Below are 21,030 nucleotides of genomic sequence, written 5' to 3'. Positions count from 1 at the left end.
GGCGCAAGGTCACTCGCGTTTATAAATCTCCCGGCAAACCAGAGCGGTCATGCCGGACGTCATGGCCATCAGCAGCAATACATCGAGAATCACGCCGATGCGGATGATGGTCTCAAGAGGCAATGTGTAATCACTCATCTCTCATTCTCCTGTTGGGTTTCGAGTTGTGAGGCGCGGGATGCGTAGGAATCGAGTTCGGATTGATAGGACCCGTGGACCGTTCCAAGGTCCTGGGTCGTCATCTGGGGCGTGGGGTTGAGTGGTGTCCCCATCTCAGACATATGTTCGGGTTGGCCGAAATATGCCTCATGGAGGGTGCCGCGAATGTCTTTAACAGCCTCGCGCCCCATTGCTTTCAGCTCAGCCGAAAGTGACGGCTGGTCTGCCGCCCATTCGGCCCGTTTGGCAAGCATCTGTTTCCAGATGCCGTCCTGTTCTTCTGACATGGCAGTTACCTTTCAAAAAAGAGGAAGGGATTAGAAACGTCCAGACTTATAGGTCTCGGCGAGGTAGCGTTGCTCGATTTCCGCATCACGCATCTGGCGCAGCCGACGGCGGTTGGCCTCAACCATGATTGCCTCGGTAAACATCACCGAAAAAAATCCGGCCATGATGTAAAGGCCAAGTGGCTGGTTGAACTGTGCTATCACCCCGCCTACGGCAAAGCAGATGAAGGCATCAACGCCCCTGGCGTTCAATTCCGAGACACGCGGAAAGAGACGCCTGGAAATCCATGGCGTGCCGTTGTAGCGACTGTGAATAGCAATCCCTCGACGCCAATTGCTGAATGATCTGATCCGTTGAAAGATCAAAGCGACCAGCCACAGCAGGAAGAAAACAAACATGGGAACGCAGTTGGCAAAGGCACCCCAGCCCAGGATCATGGCGATGGTGGCAATACCGCATATGCCAATCCCTTCCGAGCCGAAATCGGTCCTCAGGAATACGGTAAAGCTCAAGGAATGGGCATGGGCCAGCAGATACAGGCCGTTGAGCGAGCCAGCCATCGTGATACGGTCGCCCGGTTGGTTTTGTTGTGGGTTATGTTGTGTGGTCATCATTCGGTCCTTTGTGAAAGTGAAGAAGGTATCGTTGGTTCGGTCGTTACGTATTGTCAGCGTGAGGCATGGAAACCGCCTTCCAATGCCGTAGTAATGAGGTAGGAATCTTCCGGGAACGCAGTGGCTGTTATCCCGGCATGCGTTGATCGAAGCTGGTAGCCAACCAGTTCTCACCACTAGAAAAAGGCTCGCCGCTGCGAATCACGAAACAGTCGCAGACATACCCGTTTGCAACCCCGCCGGTGCGAAGGCCGTGCATGAAGGAAGCAGCCTGCAAGGTGGACTCATAATGCTGGGAGAAATTACCGCTATAGCGGTTCGATCCCATCAGGTCGTCGTAGATGCCTTCACTGGGCGTCACTGATCCGCCTGTAAAGGTTTGCAAGGATTTACCAACAAGGCCGCTGGCCCAGTTGGCCGACTCAATGTCGCCCAAGGCATGCAGCAGTTTGGTGTGGAAGTTGGTGAGCAAACTGTCCGCCTGGTGGCGTCCCGTATCACCGGATAGCGCTGCGTAATAAGCGTGAAGCGACTGGGTGAGATAGACCATGCAGCCGCGATGCGACCGGCACTGGGCGATATAATGGGCATCAAAGCTGCTCACGAATTGCTGTGCTTCATCCGCCCAGATCGTGGCCACATTCGACTGCTCATGGGCGACTCGCTTCAGCACCGCTTTTTGGGCGAGATACTTCCAGCCGCCAGCAACGAACAAGCCAATGTCGCCCCATTCGGACGGGGCCATGTCGATCAGCACCCATTTGCCCGCAAACAAATCGTCGGGCGAGACATTGGTGCTGGAACTGACAAGTTCGCGAACCATCCCGGTATTGAAGGTGTGCAGGATGCCCATCACCCCGGTCATGATCGATGACCGCGTCTTGTCCGCCATGAACACAAACTCGTTCAGCCAGTATTCCTTGGCGAGTTCAAAGTCATGTTGCTCCATCGCCGTTTTGGGTTTCTCCCAGGCCGTTTTGAGGCACTGGTTATGAAACCCTGCCAGCCATTCCTCAGATGTGAATTGCTGCGGGGATGAAGCAGCCCCGGTGATGAAGCGGTGCAGGTCCGGGGCACTGACGCGGCCGGTGGCCAGTTTGACCACCTCGACCGCGTTATAGATCATCCGCTGTTGCTCCTTGTCCCAGAAGTCGGATGACTCGCGGCCGTCCGTGTCGCTGCTGCCAAGCGTCTCACCGATGACCGTGATGCATTTGGTGATATTGCGGGTATGGCCTCCCTGTGCCATCTCGTAATCCAGGAAGTTGAACCGCAGCGGCGATTCCGGGGAGAAGATCAGCAAATCCTGCGACCTGCCCGCCGCCTTGAAAATCTTCTCCCACATCGCACGGTCCTCGCCGGGCTTGGCGGCAAGGATGAGACCGCCGCTTTGCGGGAGTCGTGCCAGTGCGTTGGCGATGGCCTTGCCGCTAGAGGATGTTTTGCCCGATCCCGTCCTGCCAAAGATCGCCACGCCGCCGTTGAGCAGATCGCGAACCGTAAACCGGTCACTGTCATTCCAGGCAAACAACACCCTGTCCAATCCATCCGGTGACCGTCGCCGTTTGTAGCTCGTGTTGCCGCGACGCTGCCCCGGCATGACGCCAAGCAGCATGAGGATAAAGCCACCACCGCCAAGCAGGAGCACACCGCCGCTCGGATTTGGGGAATCGAGGCAGAGGATGGCGGCACTGCCAAGCAGCACCAGGCCGAGTCCTCCGAGAACCACACCGCGAAGGCTGTAGTTGGTATCCATTACGCACCTTCCTTTCTCGCTTTGTCCTTCATGACGGCGGCAAAGGTTTTGGCATCGAGTGATTGCTCGCGTGCCTTCCTGGCTTCCTTCTGCGCCTCGCCTAATGACTCGATGAAACCATCGAGCGAGAGGCCTGCACCAGAGACGGTGATTGACACGCCGGAAGCGAGCGGGCAGACGATCCGTTTCATTTGCGGCTTTGTTGCTGGCTTGGCTGTCGATGCGGATGCGTCTGTGGCTTTTGCCTGCCTCACCTGCCGGGCCAACCCATCGCGGGACGTGCCGGAGCGTTTGAGCGCCAGCAGTTCGGCCTGCTGGTCGGCATTGGCCCGGCTGATTTCATACACCGCTGTAATGCCGATCTGACCCGCTTCCAGTGCCTCCTGTACTTCGGGAACGCAGCGCGAGGCGGAGAGGTACTTGGTGACGGTGGACTCGGCCAACTTCAAATGAGCCGCAAGATCCTTGTTGGTCCATGTAGGGTTAAACCGGAGCAGTTCCTCGCAGGCTTTCCATTTCTCTGCGTCGGTAAGGTCAGCCCGGTGGATGTTCTCCGCCAGTTGGACGATGCGAAGCTCCGTCTCGCTCATCGGCTCGTCCGAGATAACGACCGAAAGCTCAGCCAGACCGACGAGTTTTGCGGCCCGCAACCGCCGTTCGCCGGTGATCAGTGTTCCGTCCGGGCGGGCCAGAACCGGTTGGAGTTGGCGAGCTTTCAGGGATTCACCGAGCCGCTGAAGTTCGGTCTCATCGAATTGCTGCCGCACTTGCGGGGCGGCCTTGAACCAGGCCAGTGGTTTTGACGCGAGGGTTGCCATGAGGGTACTCCTTGTTGAAATAACGAGATTCGGACGATGGATTCGAGTCGCCAATCGCTTCACAAGAACGATCTGCCCGTTCCTGGAAACCGGCAACAACGATGAGCCGTCATAGGTCGCCGCAAGCTGCTGATCAGCAATAAAAGGTGCCCGGCCAAGCACAGTGACGGACGGTTCCTGAGCCAATAACGGCAACAGCCAAATCGCAGCCGCCGGCGCCTTTTCTGCTCGCCGCAGGGCCAATTCAGCGGCCAGTGGCATGACCGGCAATGAAGGGATCTTCTGGTCAGGAGTCGCCCCCGGGCCGTGGAGTCTTGATTCTTTTGTTCTTTCGGCTGGAACGTGCCGATCCCCATTTGCTCCTGATGAACAAGAACGGCCACCCCAGCCTGCTGAGGTTGGAATCTCTGAACGGGACACGGACTTGCCATCGCACAGCTCCTTTTGGACAATTTGGTGGAGAATCAGTAGCCAAAGGTCGTGGCAACTACTTTCGCTGCGGCTGTTTGCTACACACCCAAATCGTAGGAGCGGCCCCGGGAAACAACCTTCCAGTGCGATGGGAAACCACCGGGCATTTCCCCAGCAATTGATGGAAAATTGACAGGCGTAAGGAGGAAATAAGGCAATGGCACTAGCCAAACCCGATGTCATCTACCAGCTTCACCAGGCTAAAGGCTGGAGCCAGGAGCGTCTGGCGGAAAAGGCGGGGATTGATCCCAAGACGGCCAGTAACGTGATGCAAGGACGTCCGTGCAAGATCTCGACACTGGCCCTTATCGCACAAGCCCTTGGCGTCGAGCCTTCAAGAATCATCCAAGGCGACTTTCCTGATCCCGATTCGGACACGGATCGCAGAAGTCGTAGCATGACCCTTAAACAACGCCGCGCAAAAGCGCGTATAAGGCTCGATGTTGATTACAACAGCTACGATGAACTCAAAGACCTTTCCGAACTGATCGCTGTACTTATGGAGCGAATCAAAGCAAAGGAAGATGTCTTCGTCACCGACTATGCCAAGGGTAGCGTGCTGGTAACGCTGAGCATGGGGCAAGATGACCTGGAAAAACTCATCCTGGCGTATCTGACGCACTCTCTGGACGATCTTCCGATTCATTCCATCACCGTGCTGTACGATCCAGGCGGGCTTGCGAGTAACCTGCCGCAAGTTATCGATTCGCAAATACGCGAAGATTGGCACGCTGCTCAGAACGCCGAAATCCCGCCAGAGGATTCCCCAGATATTGATGCGCAAACTAAAACGGACCAATCAAAACCGAAAGAGACGTGAATGGCACGAACCAAAGAATCAGCGATTTGGGTCCTTAAGAGCTTCATCGCCGCCATCGCGATCACGCGATTGGCCTAATCAGTCAGGTACGGCAGCATAGCGAAGTTTATCGCTGCACGATTCAGCCAACCCTGGCGGGTCGACTCACAGATCGGGAGCGTGCCAAGCAATGCCTTGGCACGTTCCATTAATCTCTCTGCGAGATGCGGGTCGGAGTACGAAAGAGGTTCAGGCATTTTCGCTTCTTTACAGATCGCATTATTCTTCGGAGTGTTGCTGTCAAGCACGATGCATGGGGTCGAAAGTGAACACGCGGCAATGGTGTAGTGAAACCGTCCCGAGATCAGTAATGCAGCTGACTGGATTGTATGCAGCCATTCGCTCATACTCGCCGCCTCAATATGCTCCCAACCCTCTGGTAGTTGCTGGCGAAGGGCTTTCAGGAATTGCACATCATCCTGAGCCGGATATGATCGTGCGCCAGTCAACAGCGTGATACTGTAGCCGTCTGCTGCCATGCTGCGCATAAAGGCTGCAAGGCCTGCGATTCCTTCAGGACGCCAGGCCACAGAACCGGAAATGACAATCGAACGCAAGTGATTGCCAGTGCTTACGGGACCATGTTGTTTGATATAGAGTGGCAAAGAATCGAATGCCAACGCCGCATCCACGCCCATCGCCTTCAGGATTTCCTGGCTGACATGTTCGCGGACAGCAACATAATCCAGGTGTCGATAGACACCTTTGTAAATGGCAGCAATTGGCGACTGGCCTACGTCCTCTGCCTTGGCCACCGGATAGCACGAATGATTGATGATCTGCACCTTCTTTTTGCACACCAATTTGCTGGCATAAGCGAGATAAAGCAGAACCCTCGCAATTTGCGACAAGCCATGCAGTGACCCTTCACCGTTGATAACGACCGTATCGCATTGCAGGATAGGCCCTGTAACTGGCAAGTTTGCATGGAAAAAGCTGTTGAAGAATTCAGGACTGTCAAACTCCTGAGTGGTTTGCGGAATAGGTTGGCAGGCATAAATCGACTGGATCGGTACCGACTTCACGTCGTAGCCACGTTCGGCCAGCGTGCTCTTAATCGCTTCACTTGTGCCGGTGCACCCCCAGTGATACCAGGAGGATGTGTCGTTCAGAAATGCAATCTTCTTCATTGTGCACCATCCATCAGACGCTTTCGCACCCGCTGAATAGCCGGTTTCCACTTTGATAGTGCTTCCTGCCGCTCCAGGTGGACGCTGCGATACCAGCGACTGTTGTTTCCCTGAAGACCCCACCTCCAGTCAGGCACTGCGCAAAGCAGAAGTGTCGTCGGCACACCAAGCGCCCCGGCCAGATGCACCGTTGCGTTGTCGATCGTAATAACGCCATCCAGCGCGGCCATCTGCGCCGCAAGCCCATCAATGTCATTGAAGGCATCAATGGCCGGATCAACGAAAATGGCATCCCGGCAACGGCGATTACATTCGACAATCTCTTCTGTATGCTCCCCGTACTGGAGCGATACGAACTGAATGCCCGGGACAGACAGGATTGGTTGCAATTCTGAGAGGCTGATATTACGAGTGAATCCCACCTCGGGGTTGGTAGTGTGCCATGCCAGCCCGATGAGCTTTTCTCTACCCCGTTCCCTCGCTTGTGCCAGATAGGCATGGCGTAACGCGCCGGCGCGTTGCATGTCGGCGACCAGGAATGGCGGATGCATTCCCGGCGTATAATCCCGCAATGCATGCTGCAGCAGGTCGCCCATCAGCACATGGTAATCGAATTGCGTTCCGATGGCTTTCAGGCCTTCCTCGGATACAATCTCTACTTCGGGAAAGGCGCGCGCCACTAGCGGTGCCAACTTGGCGGTAACAACAACCGTTACGGCAGATGCCTTGGCGGTGACCCAAGGCAACAAGCTGAGGAACATGATAGCATCCCCGATACCTTGTTCCGACCAGACCACGACACGCTTTCCATTTAACGGCTCACCGTTCCAGCGAATCACCGACTCCAAAAGGCGACTTAGCGCCCTGTCGAGCGGACGTAACGCGTACTGCGCATAGCCATCTTGCATGTCACTCAAGAGAAACTGGAGCGTTCCAACCAGCCCGGCTGAATGTGCGTCTGAGGCGTCGCGTTCGGCAAGTTCCCTGTATAGTTCTTCTGCTCGCTTGAACTCCTGCATCAAGACGAAAGTAATTGCTTTGTTTCTCTGAAGTCGGATCGATGTAGGGAAGTGACGCAGAGCTTCATCCAGCAAAGCTTGCGCCTGGTGGAACAGCCCGGCTCGTTGAAGCGCTTTTGCATAGCGCACGTACAACGCTTCGTCTGGTGACAGGGTCTGCGACAACAAGAATGCCAGATGCGTTCCAGCTTCCTGATGACGTCCAAGTCGCTCGTACAAGTCCGCCATCATCTCGTGAAGCTGTACGTCACCAGGATTTGCCTTTAAGGCACGGCGTCCACGGCTGATTGTTTCTTCAATCTTGGAAGCTGAGACTGGCATAGACACTGATTGCGAGTTGATACATAATTTAATTAAGTTTCCTTCAATTCTTGCAGGTCAATTCACGTTGCGATTCATAACTTTATATCGAACAGCAACTCTCATGGCAACTTCTAGTTGCACCCGCAATTCTGTTGACAACATACAACAGATGCGTGTATTGCATTTAGTCAGTTACAAGCAATAACAGTGCGAAGGATGCGGCAGATGAAGAGAAAACCAACAACGAGGCTTGCTACAACACACCAGGGAGCCAAGGCTACGCTTTGGGCTATCAGCTAATGGTCGCTTTTCCGAACGCCCCCTACCTCTACATCGGGTCAACCAAGTATGCCGCAGTGGCGGGGTGGCCTGTGAATACGGCCGTGACCGCTGGCAGCCTTATCCGTCAGAACGCTACGCCGACCCTTGGTAACGAACGCGTGTTTGTGTGCATCGTCGCAGGAAACACCAACCCGACAACAGAACCCACATGGGATATTACAAAAGGGGCTAAGACGAATGACATCAGTGTAACGTGGCAGGAATGTACTGGCCAACCATCAGTTAATGGCGACGTTGAGAATACGCAGGATTGGGATGAAGCTTCCGGGAAGGTTGTATCTCTTGGGCAAATCATCAAGAGTGTCGCGGAAACGCATTATTTCATATGCAGTAATCCAGGAACGGCAGGTGGCTCGGAGCCGTCCTGGAACACAACTGCGGGGCAGACCACATCAGATGGCAGCGTAACATGGACCTGCATTGGAGCTGTTGGTAACTTTGGAGCGTGGGCGGCTCCACACTCGCGCCTGCCGAACGCTCTTAACACTAATTGGGGCACGAATGGGGCCACGTTCTTCATTTCGGACAACCATGCCGAATCGCAAGCTACCGCCTGGACTACAACAATGCTGGGCCTTGGAAGCAATCCAAGCTACTATCTGTGCGTAGATGATTCGGTTGCGCCGCCGACAGATTTAAGCACTACGGCAACCATTTCAAGCGATAGCAGCGTATCCATTGGCGGAGGCTCAGGTGTCCGCGCATTTTACATGTATGGCGTGACGTTCAATTGCGGAACTGGCAGTGCTAACGTAAGCCTCGCATTGCAGGGGCCATCGCAGGTGTATGAGGCATGCGGCTTCAATCTTGTGACGTCAGGCAGCAACCCTAGAATCTTGCTGAGCCAGACGTCATCTACCAGCAGGCTTTCAGTGTTTCGCAACTGCACCTTTTCATTTGGCGCGTCATCGCAGTCGATCGCGTTGGAGAGTGGGCGTATTGAAATTATCGGTGGCTCAGTCGCCGCGACAGGAAGCGCACCTACGACCGCTTTCGGTTTCGGAGCAACAGGGACATTATTGGTGCGAGATTGTGACCTGTCGGGCATAGTGGCCAACTTGATCAACATGAACGTAGGCGGTACATATGACTGCATATTTGCGAATTGCAGACTGGGGTCAGGCGTGGCTCTTGCTGCTGGTGTAACCGGATGGCCGGGTGGCAACACGCTGCGGGTGCATAATTGCGACAGCGAGGCGACGAACTACCGCATGTACACTGCCTATTACTGGGGAACCAGCCAACAAGACACAGGCACGTACAACGACGAAGGAGCAACTGATGGGACCACGCCAATCAGCTGGCAGATCGTTACCAATGACTTACCGTACTTTGCACAGCCATTTGTCTCCGAGCAGATATTTCGATGGGTGGATACAATTGGAAGTGAACTGACGGCAACGGTCGAGATTGCTGGTTCCACCACATTGTACGATGACGAAGTATGGATGGAGATCGAGTATCTCGGCAATGCATCGTATCCCCTTGGCTCATTTGCAAACTGCCGGAATGCCGATGTACTGGCAGCCAGAGCCGCCTTGCCAAGCAGCAGCGCGACGTGGACTGGATCGCCTGCAGTGACGCAGAAACTGGTTGTGGCATTCACTCCGCAGATGAAAGGTCCGATAAAGGCGAGAATCTTTGTGGCAAAGAAGAATGCCACCGTTTATGTCGATCCCCTCATTACGATTACCTAAATGACGGACGCCGCGACATCAAAACAGTACCTGATTCCCGAAAAAGGCTACGTCAACGAGACGCAGCATGCGAAGGATTATTTGATTCCGGAACAAGGATACATTAACGAAACGAGGGCGTCACCGGTCACTGAGACGACCAAGCAATATTTGATACCGGAAAAAGGGTACATGAACGAAACCCAGCACGCCAAGCAATACCTGATTCCCGAACAGGGCTACATCAACGAGACTCGCTCTGCGTCTTGACACACCGTGTCGGCCGACTGCTACGGACGGCTCTTTGACCGTGTTATGTCAGGAACACTGGCGTTTCCTGAGTGATCCACTCCTTGATCTCTTGATGTGATTCAAACTCTTTGACCGTGATGCTATCAATGGTCGGGCCATCTTCACCAACCTCCGCAATATCCGCTTCGCTCATTTCCCGGACGAGGAGCACTCTGTGGCGTTGCAGTCCGGCACGGATTAGATCGATACCGCTGCCTTCGATCATGCGGTCGAGATTGCTTCCCCTTATCAGCACGAGATAAACCAGATCACCGGAAAACTTGATGAGGAGTCCTTCGGAGGGGTCATATTTCCATGTGCCAAGCCAGCTATAGGGAAACCAAACGCTGTTGCCTCCCCGAAAGCGGAATTCCACGGCGCTGGCCCGCTCGTGCAACCCGCGAAGATAGCCGAAAGCAGGGCAAGCCCCCTCACCTTCCTGCGGCTGTTTCCTGCCTTGCAGTGGCATCCGGCCTGATAGATGCGGATTACCTGAAATGCGTTCGGTATGGGGCGTCAGTTCATCTTGCATGATCATTCTCCCTTCCGGGATGTTGCGGCTCCGCTACCGGCATCGGGGTCAACTCCGTTTCGGCTGTCTGCCTCGGTCCGCGTCTGCGATTGGCAAACACGGTTGCCGGTGGCGTTTTTGCGGCTGGCGGATCGACCAGTTCCGTAGCTGTCAGCGACCTGTCGGCCTTAGATGCTGCCTTCAGTAGTTCCAGATGGTCATCGGTGAAGATCAATGCCTGCTCCTTGCCGCGCGTGATCGCCACATAAGCCGTCCGCTCATCGGTGGCTTTCATGGACTCGCTGTCGATGGCCACAAACACCTTGTTTACCGTTGCCCCCTGGCTCGCATGGCTTGTAGTGACATAGCCGTGGGTGAGATGCCCGAAATCGCTGTCGATCACCCAGCCATTCGCCAGGCGAATATCCCCGCTGGCGGTAAATCCCGACACTTCGTAAAGCGAGCCGTTGCTCAAACGGTGCTTGCCATCTTTCGTCTTCCCACCTGCCGTAATCCGGATGCGATCACCGGAGGCCAGCGTCAGCGGCCGGGCGCGATACACTTCAAAACGGTCGGCATATTCTGTCGGAGGCTGCACCGTCTCGGTGACATCCAATCGCGTGCCCTTGGCAAAACCCGTGGCGTTCTGGTGGAATACCAGCCGGTCGCCCGGCTCGTACTCCGTTTCATCAGCTTTTTGGGAATCGGTCAGGTGGGCAGGCACATACGACGTAACGACCCGTTCACCGATCAGCTTCCCACCGGCTTTTAATCCCTCACGAATGGCGTATGTCACCCGTGCCGCTTCGGCATGGGTGGGGGAGACCACCAACGCCGTCTTGGGCTGGCCATCCTTTGTCCGTTCCTTGACTGCCGCCAGATAAACCGAAGCGAGTTGCTGATAACGCTCACCATCATCGACCTGCTTGATCCAACCAAGCTTGTCCAGTTCCTCGAACGCAATGCCGACCCGTCCTTCGCTCAAATGCTGGGACACTTTCTTGTAGTCCCCTCCCTGACGCAGGATCTCCGTCACTTCCGCAACGGGAAGTCCTGCCCGATCCTCCAGCAGCTTCAATGGTTCGCCAGCGGTGACGCTCCGGTGTTGCCGCCGGTCACCCACCAGGATGACGCGGGCGGACACTGCTTCAGCAATGGTAAAGACGGCGTGCATGTCTCGCGTGCCGAGTTGGCTCGCCTCATCCATGAGGATCACACCGTTCCTGGCCGATTGCTGCATATCGGCGTCTTTGAGGAAGCGGGCGACCGTATCGGCGGTGGCAAATCCCGCCTCTTCGCGGAGCACCTCACGGCTGGCTTTGACCGACTGGGCAATCGCCACGACCGGCTTTCCGGCCTCGGCCAGCGCCTCGCCAATCTCCTGCTCCAGCGTTGTCTTTCCGGTGCCAGCAACACCGCGAATGACCATCACCCGGTCGCGGGAACCCAGCACATGCCGCACGGCGGCTTTCTGCCCGTCATTGAACCAATCGCGTTTCAGTGGGCGTTTCGGATCACCAAGCGGGCGGCAGCGGCCACGTCCATCGCGGGCGAAGCTGACGATCTTCGTTTCCAGGGACAACATCTCGCGGGTGGTTGCCATGTCCCGGTTATCTACATCGCTACGAATGAGCGGCCTGCGGGCAAGCTCACCTGCCGTGCGTTCCACCGTGACCGCACCAAGGCCTCGTTTCAGGGCCTCGGTCAGCAGCTTGCGTTCGGGAACGACCGCATCCCGCACAAAGCTATGTTCAATGGCATGGTCGACGGCCGAGCGTTCCCCCGGTTCCGGCCGGGTGGGTTTGGTCTGCTTGGCGTAAACGTCGGCAATCCAGTCCTGTTCATCTTTGGTAAGGCGGGAACGCCATTCCTTCTGGAGTTCGGCGAGGCTCAGGTTCTTTCCCTTGTGCTCGCGCGTCGCTGCCCCCAGTTCCCCCTTGCGGTCTGCATCCACGATGCCCCGCTCCTGCGCCAGTTGCTCGATGAGTTCCGTCCGCCGCGAATAGCGGTTCAGGATATCTTTGGGCATTCCGGCAATCTCGAAATCGTCCCGTTTGCGAACGATGCCAAAGCCGAGGTCTTGCAGACGGTTGGCCAGCCGGACGCGAAACGCCGCTTGGAAGTACGGCGCGTCCCGCTTGAGTTCGCGGAATTGTCCCGCCTTCCAACGGTCCTCTTCCTGATCGAACGTGCTGTTGAACACGAAGCAGTGGGCGTGAAGCTGCGGGTCAGGAACGCCATCCACCGGCCGTGACGTGGTGTGAATGAACTCGGCCCAGACCATATTGCCGGTCGTGCGGTTCTCATCTTTGCCCGCTTTGCGGACCCGGGTTTTCATCTCCGATTCCATGTCCCGCATGGTTTCGCGGGTCGCGTCCTGAAAGGCGTCGAGGATGGCCTTGTCCTCATATAGACCGTACAGCAAAGAAACCGACTTGGGGACCGAGAAGGTGAAATCATAGCCGACCGTGCGTTCCGTCCGGGTGCGAACGGTGAGCGGTTGGCCGGAGCGGGGATCAAGGTTATCGCAGAGATGCTCGAAGGCCTGCTTGTCCACTTTCCCGGAGAGGCCGAGACGAGCGGCTCCATTGCCTCCCCATTGACCGATCATTTCCTGTCCATCCAGGTAGTAATCGGCGGCGGCATAATAGCGTTTAGCACCAGCGGCGCTGCTTTGTTGAGACACGCGGATCATGCCTCATTTTACCGTAGCACAGAATGGTTAACGCTTCCTTAACTAATATCTGCTCTCTGGCTCTGAGAGCCATTCTCCGCGATTCAGCGGATCGCTACACCACTGCAACATGGTTGCATTTCCAAGGACTCATTACTCTCATTGATTGTTTTTTCAGGAGTTTTTGCCTGCGGTCCTTGCCCACACGCTTGGACATTTGGGCTTGGCGGGAAACTGCCAGCCAAATCACTTACTTATTGCCCCAAGGAGCGATTCGCGCTATGGTTAATGTCCGTTAACAGACTGCCATAGACGTGAATGACTGAAGAGAATGATGTCGCCCAACGCTTCGTGCCTCGTATCCGGGAAGAACTCGACAAGCTGCCGCTGACCGAAAGTCAGAAACAAGCAGCGCTCCCCAGCATTTTGAGCAATGTCCGTTTTTTGGATACTGGCAACAACAAATACTCCAGTGATAACCTGCCATCTGACTCAGGTTTCTTCGACTTTGCCAGCAAGCTACAAGAAGTCGCCACTCATTTCGAAAACGACGGACTAACCCTGCCGCAATACCTACAAGCTGCGTTGAAACAGCCGCAGCTCTTTCACCAATCTCCAGCTACGATTGCTGGTAACATCGAAGGCTTGGTGGACCGCTTCACAAAAGAAGGGCTGACCACCAGACAGTACCTGCAAGCGGCGATAAAACAGCCATCGCTCTTTTCCCGAACTCCTACTTCGGTTGCCCACAACATCGAAGGCGTTGCGGCCCGCTTCGCCGCCGAAGGATTAACCACCCAGCGATATTTGCAAGCAGCACTTAAAGCACCATCGCTCTTTACTCAATCACCCGCTACGATTGCAGATAACATCATGGCTACTGTGGATAGATTCACTTCCGAAGGTCTTACCACAAGTCAGTATCTACAAGCGGCGCTGAAACAACCGCAGCTTTTTTATCTGGCTCCCGCTACGGTCGCCGGTAACATCACTGGCGTAGTGGACCACTTCGCCCCCGAAGGACTGACGACGAGACGGTATTTGCAAGCGGCGTTAAAACAGACATCTCTCTTTACTCAGAAACCTGCTACGATTGCAGGCCATATTGGCATCGTCTTCGATCTGGTTAATCGTGGCATCTTTCAGCCACCGGGGCTTCGGCAAAGCAATTCAGGGGCACCGCATAACAACCCCCATGCCGCAGCACTTGACTTCTTGTTAAATAATCCCAAACTCTTGTCGTTGGCCGATGACAATTTTCGATTGCGGGAGATTCACCAGCGCCTAGCCAATGGGCCAAGCAACTCCAGGCTTCTAATTTCAGCCCGCCATTTCGTGGAGCGTGACCTGTCGCGACATTTAGGGCACAACGACCTTGCCCAGCCTGTACCTTCTGATGGTTTTGCCGCCGGCATGGCATCCCCCACTGAGCAGCAGGCCAAGAGATTTCTTCTCCGCGCTCTTATGCACGCAGGCTACATCAAGGGCGGCAGCATGGAACGTTGACAGCAGCACTGTCAACAACGGGCTGCAACGAGGCTAAGAACGTGTGGCTGATGTGTATCACCGGCCCGGCAATGCCCTACTTCGAGGATTTCTTGGCCGCCATCCGGTCAAGGAAATCAGCCCACCATTGCATCATCTCCCGACGTTCCGGCAGGTATTGAGCGTGATTGTAAGCAGCCCGGACACTGTTCCGTTCCGAATGGGCAAGCTGTCGCTCGATAACATCTGCGCGGAACCCGTGTTCGTTCAGGATAGTGCTAGCCGTGCTTCGGAATCCATGACCAGTGGCTTTGTGGCGGTATCCCATTCGGTATAACGCATAGAGCATAGTGTTCTCGCTCATGAATGTTGCCGGGTTGGTCTCGTTTGGAAAGATGAAGGGCCGGGTGCCAGAATGCTTCTCCAACTCACGAAGCACGGCAATCGATTGCGTGGACAAGGGGACGATATGCTCTTCTCTCATTTTCATTCGATCGGCCGGAATTCTCCATTCGGACTTTTCCCAGTTCATTTCCTCCCATCGTGCGGCACGCAGTTCCGTCGTGCGTACGAACGTTAACAGAAGGAACTGCAATGCCAATTTCGTCAGTGGAGTTCCAGCATAGGACCTCAGTTTATTAAGATAGTCGGGTAAATCCGCTTCTCGCAGATACGCCCGATGTTTGACAACCGGCGTCTTCAAGGCTCCTCGGAGATCATTGACGGGATTTCTCTCCGCTCTGCCCGTAGCAATGGCATACATGAAGACTTGGCCGATAATATGAGACACTCGTCGGGTCATCTCTAGAGCGCCCGATGCTTCCACGACACGAAGAACTTCCAATACCTCTGGCGCGTTGATCTCGGAAATCGGCCGGTTGCTAAGTTTGGGAAGGATATGCCGTTCAAGACGGTCGAGTACCATCCCTGCTGTTTTGGGCGACCATTCGTGTTCTCGCTGGCCGTACCACTCTCTCGCTATGGCTTCAAAGGAATTTGCGGCTTTGGCTACTGCTAGATGCTTGGCATGCTTCTTCGCCGCGCCGGGGTCAGTCCCGATGGCAAGCAATTTCTTCGCCTGTGCCCGACGATCACGTGCATCCGCCAATGAGATGTCAGGATAAACACCCAACGCCAGAGTTCTCTCTTTGCCGCCGAAGAAGTATTTAAGCCGCCAGTATTTGCTCCCGTTCACCATGACCAGAAGGAACAGCCCCTCGCCGTCAGCTAGTTTGTAGGGCTTCGTTTTAGGCTTTGCATTTCGAACTGCTGCGTCCGACAGCGACTTGGGCATGGGGTACAATGACATTTAGTTGGGGTACATTGGCCCATTTTGTACCCCTAAAATACCCCGGATGTCAACGAATTCTTACGGACACCAAAGAGCCTTGATTGCCATGTTAGTGGCTCTGAGTCTTGCTTTTGCGGACGTTGGCGGACGTTAACAAATCAAGAGTTGGCTCCGCGAGCTGGATTCAGAAAGTACCACTAAGCATCAGTTATCTAATAATACTTGTGCCGCATTAAAAGAAATGTACCCCCGTTTTATACCCCTACTCCAAACCCTTCAGTGATTCGTCGGTTTATTGGTTCCCAAAGACTCTGTTTCGGACAGCGTTTTTATCAGGTCACGGATGTCCTCCGCGCGCCATGCGGTGCAGCGTGCCGACAATTTGACCGGCTTGGGAAATCTCCCGGATTTCACACCCTCCCACCAGCATGTTTTTCCAAGAGGAATAACGCTCAGTACCTGCGGTAGTCGCAAGAACCCTGTTTCTGGAATCTCATTCATAATCACATCCTTGTCTTGGCTCATGGCCGGTCTCCGCCGTGCCTTCATTCATCGAGAATAGCACGATTTAGCCCCATTTGTCTCGGAGAATAGCACTCAGAGCCGCTTTGAGCGGATCGAGTCCCCGTAAGCTATTGAGTCACCATCGGTTCGTCCGAGCATGATAGGCAGTTGCTCGCTGACATGGCCTTGACGGTCCTGCCCCCGCGTCCCCGACACCCAAATGCATTTCACGGTCGAACGGCAACGCATCCAGTCTCTTTTGCATCACGTTTACCGATCATCGCCATCTGCTGGCATGGCGTTTACGACAGGTGCCTTTTTCAATCGCCTGCGATTCCTATCACTCCTCTTGGCTATCTCTGGCCATTACCGGCACGTCTCAAGCAGTTGCCTGTCTGTTGGTTTCCATCACGTCGTTTTCTGGTCGCAACACACGGCCTTTCTGATGGACACGCCTAAAGCCGTCGTCGTGCCGCTCAAGTAGAAAATCGGCTCCCCCTGAAGGTCTCCCCCAATTTTCTGCCTGCCCGGTTCGCATGCGCTCGCTTCGCCACGAACTGGTCCGGCTTTTCTGGGGGTGTCATCAGGCCGCGATGGTCGCGGCCAGCACTCAAATCAGAAGGAAATCCCACATGACTGACAAGAAATCCGATTCCGCCGGTAAAGGTCCAAGTCACGTCGCCTACCAGGTACGTGATCGCGAAGGAGCCAAAGGCATCTGGACCCGCATTGGCAGCGTCTGGCCACATGGCGACGGCAAAGGCTTCAACATCCAGATCGAGTGCGTGCCGCTCGATGGCCGCATCACCCTTCGCGTCGCAAGCGAGAAGAAGGACTAACCGCTCAATGGCAGTCCGGGCGGGCAATCTGGCCCGCCCGATCAAACAGATAAGGAATCTTCCCATGACACACTCTTCATTTCCCCTCGTCCGCATGCTTGAACTGGCAAACATCCTCGAAAGCAGTTGGAACATCGAGTTCGACCCGCATTACGACGATCTGGAACGCGAATTCGCCGAGCTTCGCTTTCAGAACAATCACGCAGCCTAGGAGGCAAACATGACCCATTTCACCATAGGCATCATTCTTCCACACGACGTTGCCGATCCCATTTCTCATATCGCCAACGTGATGGAACCGTACTTCGAGCATTCGGACGCAGCACCTTACGTCTGCTACTCGCTGAAGCAGGCGGCACTGGACATCGCACAGTCCATCCACCGGTTGGAACAGATCATTAGCCGTCAGGAACCTTACTACGACATCGAAAAATGTCGCCAGCAAATCACCAAACTTCGAGAGATGACGCCCCAGGAAAAGTACGCTGAGTATCTAAAGTGCCACGATCGTTTCAACGGATCAGGCGAACCGATTTCAACGTACAACCCGGACAGCAAGTGGGACTGGTATGTCATCGGCGGCCGTTGGGACGGTTGGATCAACGACCAAAAAGCGACGCATGAATCCCTTGCTGCGAACACGGCTCTGACAGAGGCCGCAATTGCCAGGAACAAGATTCCCCACGCCATCATCACTCCACATGGGCAGTGGCATGAACATGGCCGAATGGGTTGGTGGGCCATCCTCATCACCGAAAATGAGAGCTGGGAAAGCGATGCCACCGAGTTACTGACTCAGTATCCGAACCACAACATTGTCATCGTCGATGCACATATTTAACAACACAGAAAGGAACCGAACAATGATTCAGAACACATCACAGCACGGAGTAATCAATCCCTTCTATGCACGCCGCATGGGAAAACGGAATGCAACGAGGCCAAAGAATTTCTTGGACGAGGCGTGTGACCAGGCCGTTTTTGCCAGGCTACCACGTGCCCCTCGCAACGGAAGTCCCGTCCCTCACCTGACAAGCCTCTATCACTTCCACCGTGCCGGAGACTATGGTGATCGCAGCTATCCAGGCAATTGTGGCGGCAATCTGATCAAAGACCTGCTCAGCTATTTCAAGCCTGGTATGGTGTTTGACCCCATGACGGGTTCGGGCACCTGCCGCGACGTTTGCGATGAAATCGGCATCCCCTGCATGTCGTTCGACATTCATACGGGGTTCGATGCCTGTGACCCGGCAGAGTTTCCAGGGCCGGACAGCTTTGATTTCATCTGGGCACATCCGGCCTACTGGCGGATGAAGCTCTATGCCGACGATCCACGGGATTTATCACGCTCACCCACACTGGAGCATTTTCTCCGCCGCTACGGTCAGTTCATTCGCAATTGTGCCAATGCCCTAACCCCCAATGGCAAGCTGGCCATCTTGATGGGCGACTATAGCGACCGTGGTGAGGGTTATGTCCCGCTGACCCATCACACAAAGCGCCTCGCCTTTGCGGCAGGACTGAGCCAGCACTGTACCGACATCATCCGGTTCAGCCACGGAGCCAGCAGCAGCAAGAAAGTCTATCGCTCGTCCTTCATTCCCGGACTGCACGACACATGCATGATCTTTGAAAAACCACAAACCAAAAGGAGCTAACCATGAAACATTACCGCATCAGTGTTGATATCGACATCACAGCCCAGGACACGCAGCAGGCTGAACGCCGTTCGTTCCTGCTGTTTGCGGATCTTGAACAACGCCCGTGGGTACGGGAAATCCTACCCAATGGCATGGAAGAACGCCGTCCAATCACACCAGGCAAAGGAGCGTGACACCATGATCGATTCCACGCTCACCTCAAAACTCATCGTATCGCCGGGGACAGCCCTTGTTCCCGGCAAGATGTACTTGCGATTGTTTCATGGCCGGACGGACCCCCATCAGGAAATGGATGGCTGGGGATCTGACGGTCCGGTGTTCGGCCCACTGTCCTGCTACGTGGTGACCTATTGCTCCCATGTCCGCATCCATGCTGAAACTGGCCAGGAAGAAGTGTGGCTCTCTACCGCCGATGACCTGATCCAATGGGATGGTTGCTTCTACGGTGATCTGGCGGTATTCGTCGCTGGCACCAACGAGGAGGCATAGCAGCATGCGTGATGATGAATTCTGGGACGATCTGTTCCTTGGTTGTGCCTTTGCCGCCTTCATGGATCAGGCTGCAAAAGATGGTGATCTGCCTGACCAGGAAGCCACCCGCCGCCGAGCCTATGCCTATTACGAACAGGAACTGGCCGCGAGGAACCGTCGCAACCGGTAGCTTCCATTGTGCCGTTTCCGTGGCGATGCCGCCGTCATTTCTAAACCTCCCGGTATGCGGTGGCCGTTGCACGTTCGCGCTTCCGGTCCCTCTTCTGTTCTGTTGACTTGGCGTCGGGGCCGCTGTATTCAACAAATACTATGATTTCCAAATCCGCATTCTTATCTCTTGCCCTTTTCAGTATGGCCATTGGCGTGACCGCTTGTAGTGCCGAAGGCCCCGAGATAGGCGATTTAAAGATGAGCACTTCCTGTAGTAGGTGAACGATGAACGCGACAACCCGGGTCTGCGGCCGTCTCACAGGAGGCAGTACGGTGTCGGTAGTGACGGAAATGATGAGTGAGGACTGATGACACCTAAGCGTACTTCACGACCAACCAAAGTGCCGCCACTCAAGGCTCCATCAATTGAGTCCCTGCAACTTAACCGGATGACCATTTTAGAGACCGTAAAGCTATGGCGCAACTGTCTGGCATGCCTTTCTGATCCAAAAAGACGTCAGACCCACAACGCATCGAAAAAGATCAAGGCCGCAATAGAAAATGAGTGGAAGAGACGGAAAGCAAGTGTTAGCCCAGAAGCGTATTTTGAGTGGCCATCGACAGAGGCACGACGAGCCGATGGCAATATCGGTACGATCAAATGGGAGCCAGAGGGTATGCTGACATTCATGGGTTATCACGTGGGCCAGACGTCTGGGCTCAATACTGCAATGAGACAGGCGATTCTACAGGAGTTGTTTCACACCGTGCTACCGCCTGTGTTCCCGAATGTGTATCTCGATCAGTTCGGCCAACCAAAAAGTGCACAGCGACTGCAAAAAATGGCCGATATTATTGCCACTTTGACGAGAAATGCGAAGCGGCGTGGCAGCGTTATGGCTACGGCTATTCGAGAGTGGGAATGTGACTTGGAGTTTCTCTACTACAACTACTATATCGGGCATTTTGGTTTTGGATGGCCATCAACGTCCGCTTCCTAGATCGCCATCTTACTCTCTCAAGCGATTGCGGCACGTCGCCTGCCCCATTCGCTTCTTGCGCGAAGCCCGCACCAACGCCGCCGTCATTTCCCAACTGGATCGGTATAGGGCGGCTGTCGCATCTTCTGCACTGACTTTGTTGCAACCGACCACCTTTGGCCTTCTTCTTGCGGGGGCTTTAAGCCGCCCGTCATCGCCTGCAAGCTGCCAAGGCCGCTTTCCGGTGGAAGCCTTCGGCCTTTCGCTTGCAGGTGCGCGTAAACGCCTCTGACCTAATGCGACTTGTCTTTGCCCCCAGAAGGCCGCATGAGGCGGCCTGAAACGTAAAGACAAGGAGAATGTTATGCCTACCATCCTCGCTCTACCTCTGTGTGACTCGACCGACTTCCGCGACTGGAACCCGGACGAAATACGCGACCTCGTCGGCCTGCCATCCAGTCGTTTCGATGACGAGTGTTTTGACGACGCAATCTATGGCGACCGCTTCGCGTAAGCGGTCTGCCACATCACAGCGAAAGGAGTTACAAACATATTTCACGCTCCGTGGAACCTCTGGTTTGATCGCGATGGCACCGAGAACTTTGGCGTCATCGTCGATTGCAACGACAGGCCAATCGTCAGCAGCTGCGAATGCCAGACATGCTGGCTCCCCGAGGCCCAAAGCGACGATGTCCCTGAACTTGTCCACCAGTTGCA

At 55.0% G+C, this 21,030-nt stretch carries 24 protein-coding genes; 12 read left to right on the top strand and 12 right to left on the bottom strand.

What is annotated here, in order from left to right:
* Positions 1 to 9 precede the first annotated feature (9 nt).
* From SH527x_RS05605 to SH527x_RS05585, 5 genes are all read right to left on the bottom strand, one after another.
* Positions 10 to 138, bottom strand: coding sequence for a hypothetical protein (locus tag SH527x_RS05605; RefSeq protein ID WP_437193671.1), 129 nt, complete (start codon positions 136 to 138; stop codon positions 10 to 12).
* Positions 135 to 446: a hypothetical protein gene (locus SH527x_RS05600; protein ID WP_437193670.1), complete on the bottom strand. Its 312-nt coding sequence runs from the start codon at positions 444 to 446 to the stop codon at positions 135 to 137. Before SH527x_RS05600 ends, SH527x_RS05605 begins: the two co-directional genes overlap by 4 nt.
* 30 nt (positions 447 to 476) lie before the next feature.
* Entirely contained in the window at positions 477 to 1,061 is a 585-nt protein-coding gene (locus SH527x_RS05595; protein ID WP_437193669.1) for a hypothetical protein, read from the bottom strand.
* Positions 1,062 to 1,188: 127 nt separating this feature from the next.
* Positions 1,189 to 2,817 (bottom strand): type IV secretory system conjugative DNA transfer family protein, encoded by a 1,629-nt coding sequence (locus SH527x_RS05590; RefSeq protein WP_437193668.1) that lies wholly within the window; start codon positions 2,815 to 2,817, stop codon positions 1,189 to 1,191.
* Positions 2,817 to 3,896, bottom strand: a complete 1,080-nt coding sequence (locus tag SH527x_RS05585; protein ID WP_437194589.1) for a ParB/RepB/Spo0J family partition protein — start codon at positions 3,894 to 3,896, stop codon at positions 2,817 to 2,819. Before SH527x_RS05585 ends, SH527x_RS05590 begins: the two co-directional genes overlap by 1 nt.
* Positions 3,897 to 4,263: 367 nt before the next feature.
* On the opposite strand from SH527x_RS05585, the gene SH527x_RS05580 reads away from it, so the two are divergent.
* Positions 4,264 to 4,926, top strand: a complete 663-nt coding sequence (locus SH527x_RS05580) for a helix-turn-helix domain-containing protein (protein WP_437193667.1) — start codon at positions 4,264 to 4,266, stop codon at positions 4,924 to 4,926.
* Between the two features lie 74 nt (positions 4,927 to 5,000).
* Here SH527x_RS05580 and SH527x_RS05575 read toward each other — a convergent pair whose 3' ends face one another.
* Positions 5,001 to 6,095 (bottom strand): polysaccharide pyruvyl transferase family protein, encoded by a 1,095-nt coding sequence (locus SH527x_RS05575; protein WP_437193666.1) that lies wholly within the window; start codon positions 6,093 to 6,095, stop codon positions 5,001 to 5,003.
* Positions 6,092 to 7,435: a tetratricopeptide repeat protein gene (locus SH527x_RS05570; RefSeq protein ID WP_437193665.1), complete on the bottom strand. Its 1,344-nt coding sequence runs from the start codon at positions 7,433 to 7,435 to the stop codon at positions 6,092 to 6,094. Before SH527x_RS05570 ends, SH527x_RS05575 begins: the two co-directional genes overlap by 4 nt.
* Before the next feature lie 365 nt (positions 7,436 to 7,800).
* Here SH527x_RS05570 and SH527x_RS05565 point away from each other — a divergent pair, with 365 nt between their 5' ends.
* Together SH527x_RS05565 and SH527x_RS05560 are read left to right on the top strand one after the other, a co-directional pair.
* Complete coding sequence (locus SH527x_RS05565; RefSeq protein ID WP_437193664.1) at positions 7,801 to 9,456, top strand: hypothetical protein; 1,656 nt, start codon at positions 7,801 to 7,803, stop codon at positions 9,454 to 9,456.
* Positions 9,457 to 9,705 (top strand): hypothetical protein, encoded by a 249-nt coding sequence (locus SH527x_RS05560; protein WP_437193663.1) that lies wholly within the window; start codon positions 9,457 to 9,459, stop codon positions 9,703 to 9,705.
* Between the two features lie 43 nt (positions 9,706 to 9,748).
* Here SH527x_RS05560 and SH527x_RS05555 read toward each other — a convergent pair whose 3' ends face one another.
* Positions 9,749 to 10,258 (bottom strand): hypothetical protein, encoded by a 510-nt coding sequence (locus SH527x_RS05555; RefSeq protein WP_437193662.1) that lies wholly within the window; start codon positions 10,256 to 10,258, stop codon positions 9,749 to 9,751.
* Positions 10,248 to 12,932 carry a MobF family relaxase gene (mobF, locus tag SH527x_RS05550; protein ID WP_437193661.1) on the bottom strand — a complete coding sequence of 895 codons (2,685 nt, stop codon included), beginning with the start codon at positions 12,930 to 12,932 and terminating at the stop codon, positions 10,248 to 10,250. Before mobF ends, SH527x_RS05555 begins: the two co-directional genes overlap by 11 nt.
* Positions 12,933 to 13,229: 297 nt before the next feature.
* Between mobF and SH527x_RS05545 the strand changes: the two genes are divergently transcribed.
* A complete protein-coding gene (locus SH527x_RS05545; protein ID WP_437193660.1) occupies positions 13,230 to 14,417 on the top strand; it encodes a hypothetical protein in 1,188 nt (395 codons plus the stop codon).
* Positions 14,418 to 14,493: 76 nt separating this feature from the next.
* Here the strand turns inward: SH527x_RS05545 and SH527x_RS05540 are convergent, their stop codons facing one another.
* Both SH527x_RS05540 and SH527x_RS05535 read right to left on the bottom strand, forming a co-directional pair.
* Positions 14,494 to 15,690 carry a tyrosine-type recombinase/integrase gene (locus SH527x_RS05540; protein WP_437193659.1) on the bottom strand — a complete coding sequence of 399 codons (1,197 nt, stop codon included), beginning with the start codon at positions 15,688 to 15,690 and terminating at the stop codon, positions 14,494 to 14,496.
* Positions 15,691 to 15,963: 273 nt separating this feature from the next.
* Entirely contained in the window at positions 15,964 to 16,188 is a 225-nt protein-coding gene (locus SH527x_RS05535; RefSeq protein WP_437194588.1) for a helix-turn-helix transcriptional regulator, read from the bottom strand.
* Between the two features lie 635 nt (positions 16,189 to 16,823).
* On the opposite strand from SH527x_RS05535, the gene SH527x_RS05530 reads away from it, so the two are divergent.
* From SH527x_RS05530 to SH527x_RS05495, 8 genes are all read left to right on the top strand, one after another.
* Positions 16,824 to 17,030: a hypothetical protein gene (locus tag SH527x_RS05530; RefSeq protein ID WP_437193658.1), complete on the top strand. Its 207-nt coding sequence runs from the start codon at positions 16,824 to 16,826 to the stop codon at positions 17,028 to 17,030.
* A 64-nt stretch (positions 17,031 to 17,094) separates the two neighbouring features.
* Positions 17,095 to 17,241 (top strand): hypothetical protein, encoded by a 147-nt coding sequence (locus SH527x_RS05525; protein WP_437193657.1) that lies wholly within the window; start codon positions 17,095 to 17,097, stop codon positions 17,239 to 17,241.
* Between the two features lie 9 nt (positions 17,242 to 17,250).
* Positions 17,251 to 17,871: a hypothetical protein gene (locus SH527x_RS05520; RefSeq protein ID WP_437193656.1), complete on the top strand. Its 621-nt coding sequence runs from the start codon at positions 17,251 to 17,253 to the stop codon at positions 17,869 to 17,871.
* A 22-nt stretch (positions 17,872 to 17,893) separates the two neighbouring features.
* The gene (locus SH527x_RS05515) at positions 17,894 to 18,688 is read left to right on the top strand and encodes a hypothetical protein (protein ID WP_437193655.1); all 795 of its coding nucleotides are present in this window, start codon (positions 17,894 to 17,896) and stop codon (positions 18,686 to 18,688) included.
* A gap of 2 nt (positions 18,689 to 18,690) precedes the next feature.
* Complete coding sequence (locus SH527x_RS05510; protein WP_437193654.1) at positions 18,691 to 18,864, top strand: hypothetical protein; 174 nt, start codon at positions 18,691 to 18,693, stop codon at positions 18,862 to 18,864.
* Positions 18,865 to 18,868: 4 nt separating this feature from the next.
* Complete coding sequence (locus tag SH527x_RS05505) at positions 18,869 to 19,180, top strand: hypothetical protein (RefSeq protein ID WP_437193653.1); 312 nt, start codon at positions 18,869 to 18,871, stop codon at positions 19,178 to 19,180.
* A 4-nt stretch (positions 19,181 to 19,184) separates the two neighbouring features.
* Positions 19,185 to 19,352: a hypothetical protein gene (locus tag SH527x_RS05500; protein WP_437193652.1), complete on the top strand. Its 168-nt coding sequence runs from the start codon at positions 19,185 to 19,187 to the stop codon at positions 19,350 to 19,352.
* A 349-nt stretch (positions 19,353 to 19,701) separates the two neighbouring features.
* The gene (locus tag SH527x_RS05495; RefSeq protein WP_437193651.1) at positions 19,702 to 20,334 is read left to right on the top strand and encodes a hypothetical protein; all 633 of its coding nucleotides are present in this window, start codon (positions 19,702 to 19,704) and stop codon (positions 20,332 to 20,334) included.
* Between the two features lie 361 nt (positions 20,335 to 20,695).
* Here the strand turns inward: SH527x_RS05495 and SH527x_RS05490 are convergent, their stop codons facing one another.
* Positions 20,696 to 21,022, bottom strand: a complete 327-nt coding sequence (locus tag SH527x_RS05490) for a hypothetical protein (RefSeq protein WP_437193650.1) — start codon at positions 21,020 to 21,022, stop codon at positions 20,696 to 20,698.
* Positions 21,023 to 21,030: the final 8 nt, after the last annotated feature.

Source organism: Planctomicrobium limosum (genome assembly GCF_051465645.1).
GTDB lineage: Bacteria > Planctomycetota > Planctomycetia > Planctomycetales > Planctomycetaceae > Planctomicrobium.
The sequence above is the reverse complement of the archived record's forward strand: the minus strand, read 5'-3'. Positions and strand labels throughout refer to the sequence as shown.

What these genes read in the sequence shown, in the direction of transcription:
- SH527x_RS05560 (WP_437193663.1), top strand. Translation starts at nt 9,457, where the DNA reads ATGACGGACGCCGCGACATCAAAACAGTACCTGATTCCCGAAAAAGGC.
- SH527x_RS05585 (WP_437194589.1), bottom strand. Translation starts at nt 3,896, where the DNA reads ATGCCACTGGCCGCTGAATTGGCCCTGCGGCGAGCAGAAAAGGCGCCG.
- SH527x_RS05525 (WP_437193657.1), top strand. Translation starts at nt 17,095, where the DNA reads ATGACACACTCTTCATTTCCCCTCGTCCGCATGCTTGAACTGGCAAAC.
- SH527x_RS05520 (WP_437193656.1), top strand. Translation starts at nt 17,251, where the DNA reads ATGACCCATTTCACCATAGGCATCATTCTTCCACACGACGTTGCCGAT.
- SH527x_RS05540 (WP_437193659.1), bottom strand. Translation starts at nt 15,690, where the DNA reads ATGCCCAAGTCGCTGTCGGACGCAGCAGTTCGAAATGCAAAGCCTAAA.
- SH527x_RS05590 (WP_437193668.1), bottom strand. Translation starts at nt 2,817, where the DNA reads ATGGATACCAACTACAGCCTTCGCGGTGTGGTTCTCGGAGGACTCGGC.
- SH527x_RS05545 (WP_437193660.1), top strand. Translation starts at nt 13,230, where the DNA reads ATGACTGAAGAGAATGATGTCGCCCAACGCTTCGTGCCTCGTATCCGG.
- SH527x_RS05570 (WP_437193665.1), bottom strand. Translation starts at nt 7,435, where the DNA reads ATGCCAGTCTCAGCTTCCAAGATTGAAGAAACAATCAGCCGTGGACGC.
- SH527x_RS05510 (WP_437193654.1), top strand. Translation starts at nt 18,691, where the DNA reads ATGAAACATTACCGCATCAGTGTTGATATCGACATCACAGCCCAGGAC.
- SH527x_RS05575 (WP_437193666.1), bottom strand. Translation starts at nt 6,095, where the DNA reads ATGAAGAAGATTGCATTTCTGAACGACACATCCTCCTGGTATCACTGG.
- SH527x_RS05505 (WP_437193653.1), top strand. Translation starts at nt 18,869, where the DNA reads ATGATCGATTCCACGCTCACCTCAAAACTCATCGTATCGCCGGGGACA.
- SH527x_RS05595 (WP_437193669.1), bottom strand. Translation starts at nt 1,061, where the DNA reads ATGATGACCACACAACATAACCCACAACAAAACCAACCGGGCGACCGT.
- SH527x_RS05535 (WP_437194588.1), bottom strand. Translation starts at nt 16,188, where the DNA reads ATGAATGAGATTCCAGAAACAGGGTTCTTGCGACTACCGCAGGTACTG.
- SH527x_RS05515 (WP_437193655.1), top strand. Translation starts at nt 17,894, where the DNA reads ATGATTCAGAACACATCACAGCACGGAGTAATCAATCCCTTCTATGCA.
- SH527x_RS05555 (WP_437193662.1), bottom strand. Translation starts at nt 10,258, where the DNA reads ATGCAAGATGAACTGACGCCCCATACCGAACGCATTTCAGGTAATCCG.
- SH527x_RS05600 (WP_437193670.1), bottom strand. Translation starts at nt 446, where the DNA reads ATGTCAGAAGAACAGGACGGCATCTGGAAACAGATGCTTGCCAAACGG.
- SH527x_RS05605 (WP_437193671.1), bottom strand. Translation starts at nt 138, where the DNA reads ATGAGTGATTACACATTGCCTCTTGAGACCATCATCCGCATCGGCGTG.
- SH527x_RS05530 (WP_437193658.1), top strand. Translation starts at nt 16,824, where the DNA reads ATGACTGACAAGAAATCCGATTCCGCCGGTAAAGGTCCAAGTCACGTC.
- mobF (WP_437193661.1), bottom strand. Translation starts at nt 12,932, where the DNA reads ATGATCCGCGTGTCTCAACAAAGCAGCGCCGCTGGTGCTAAACGCTAT.
- SH527x_RS05495 (WP_437193651.1), top strand. Translation starts at nt 19,702, where the DNA reads ATGACACCTAAGCGTACTTCACGACCAACCAAAGTGCCGCCACTCAAG.
- SH527x_RS05500 (WP_437193652.1), top strand. Translation starts at nt 19,185, where the DNA reads ATGCGTGATGATGAATTCTGGGACGATCTGTTCCTTGGTTGTGCCTTT.
- SH527x_RS05580 (WP_437193667.1), top strand. Translation starts at nt 4,264, where the DNA reads ATGGCACTAGCCAAACCCGATGTCATCTACCAGCTTCACCAGGCTAAA.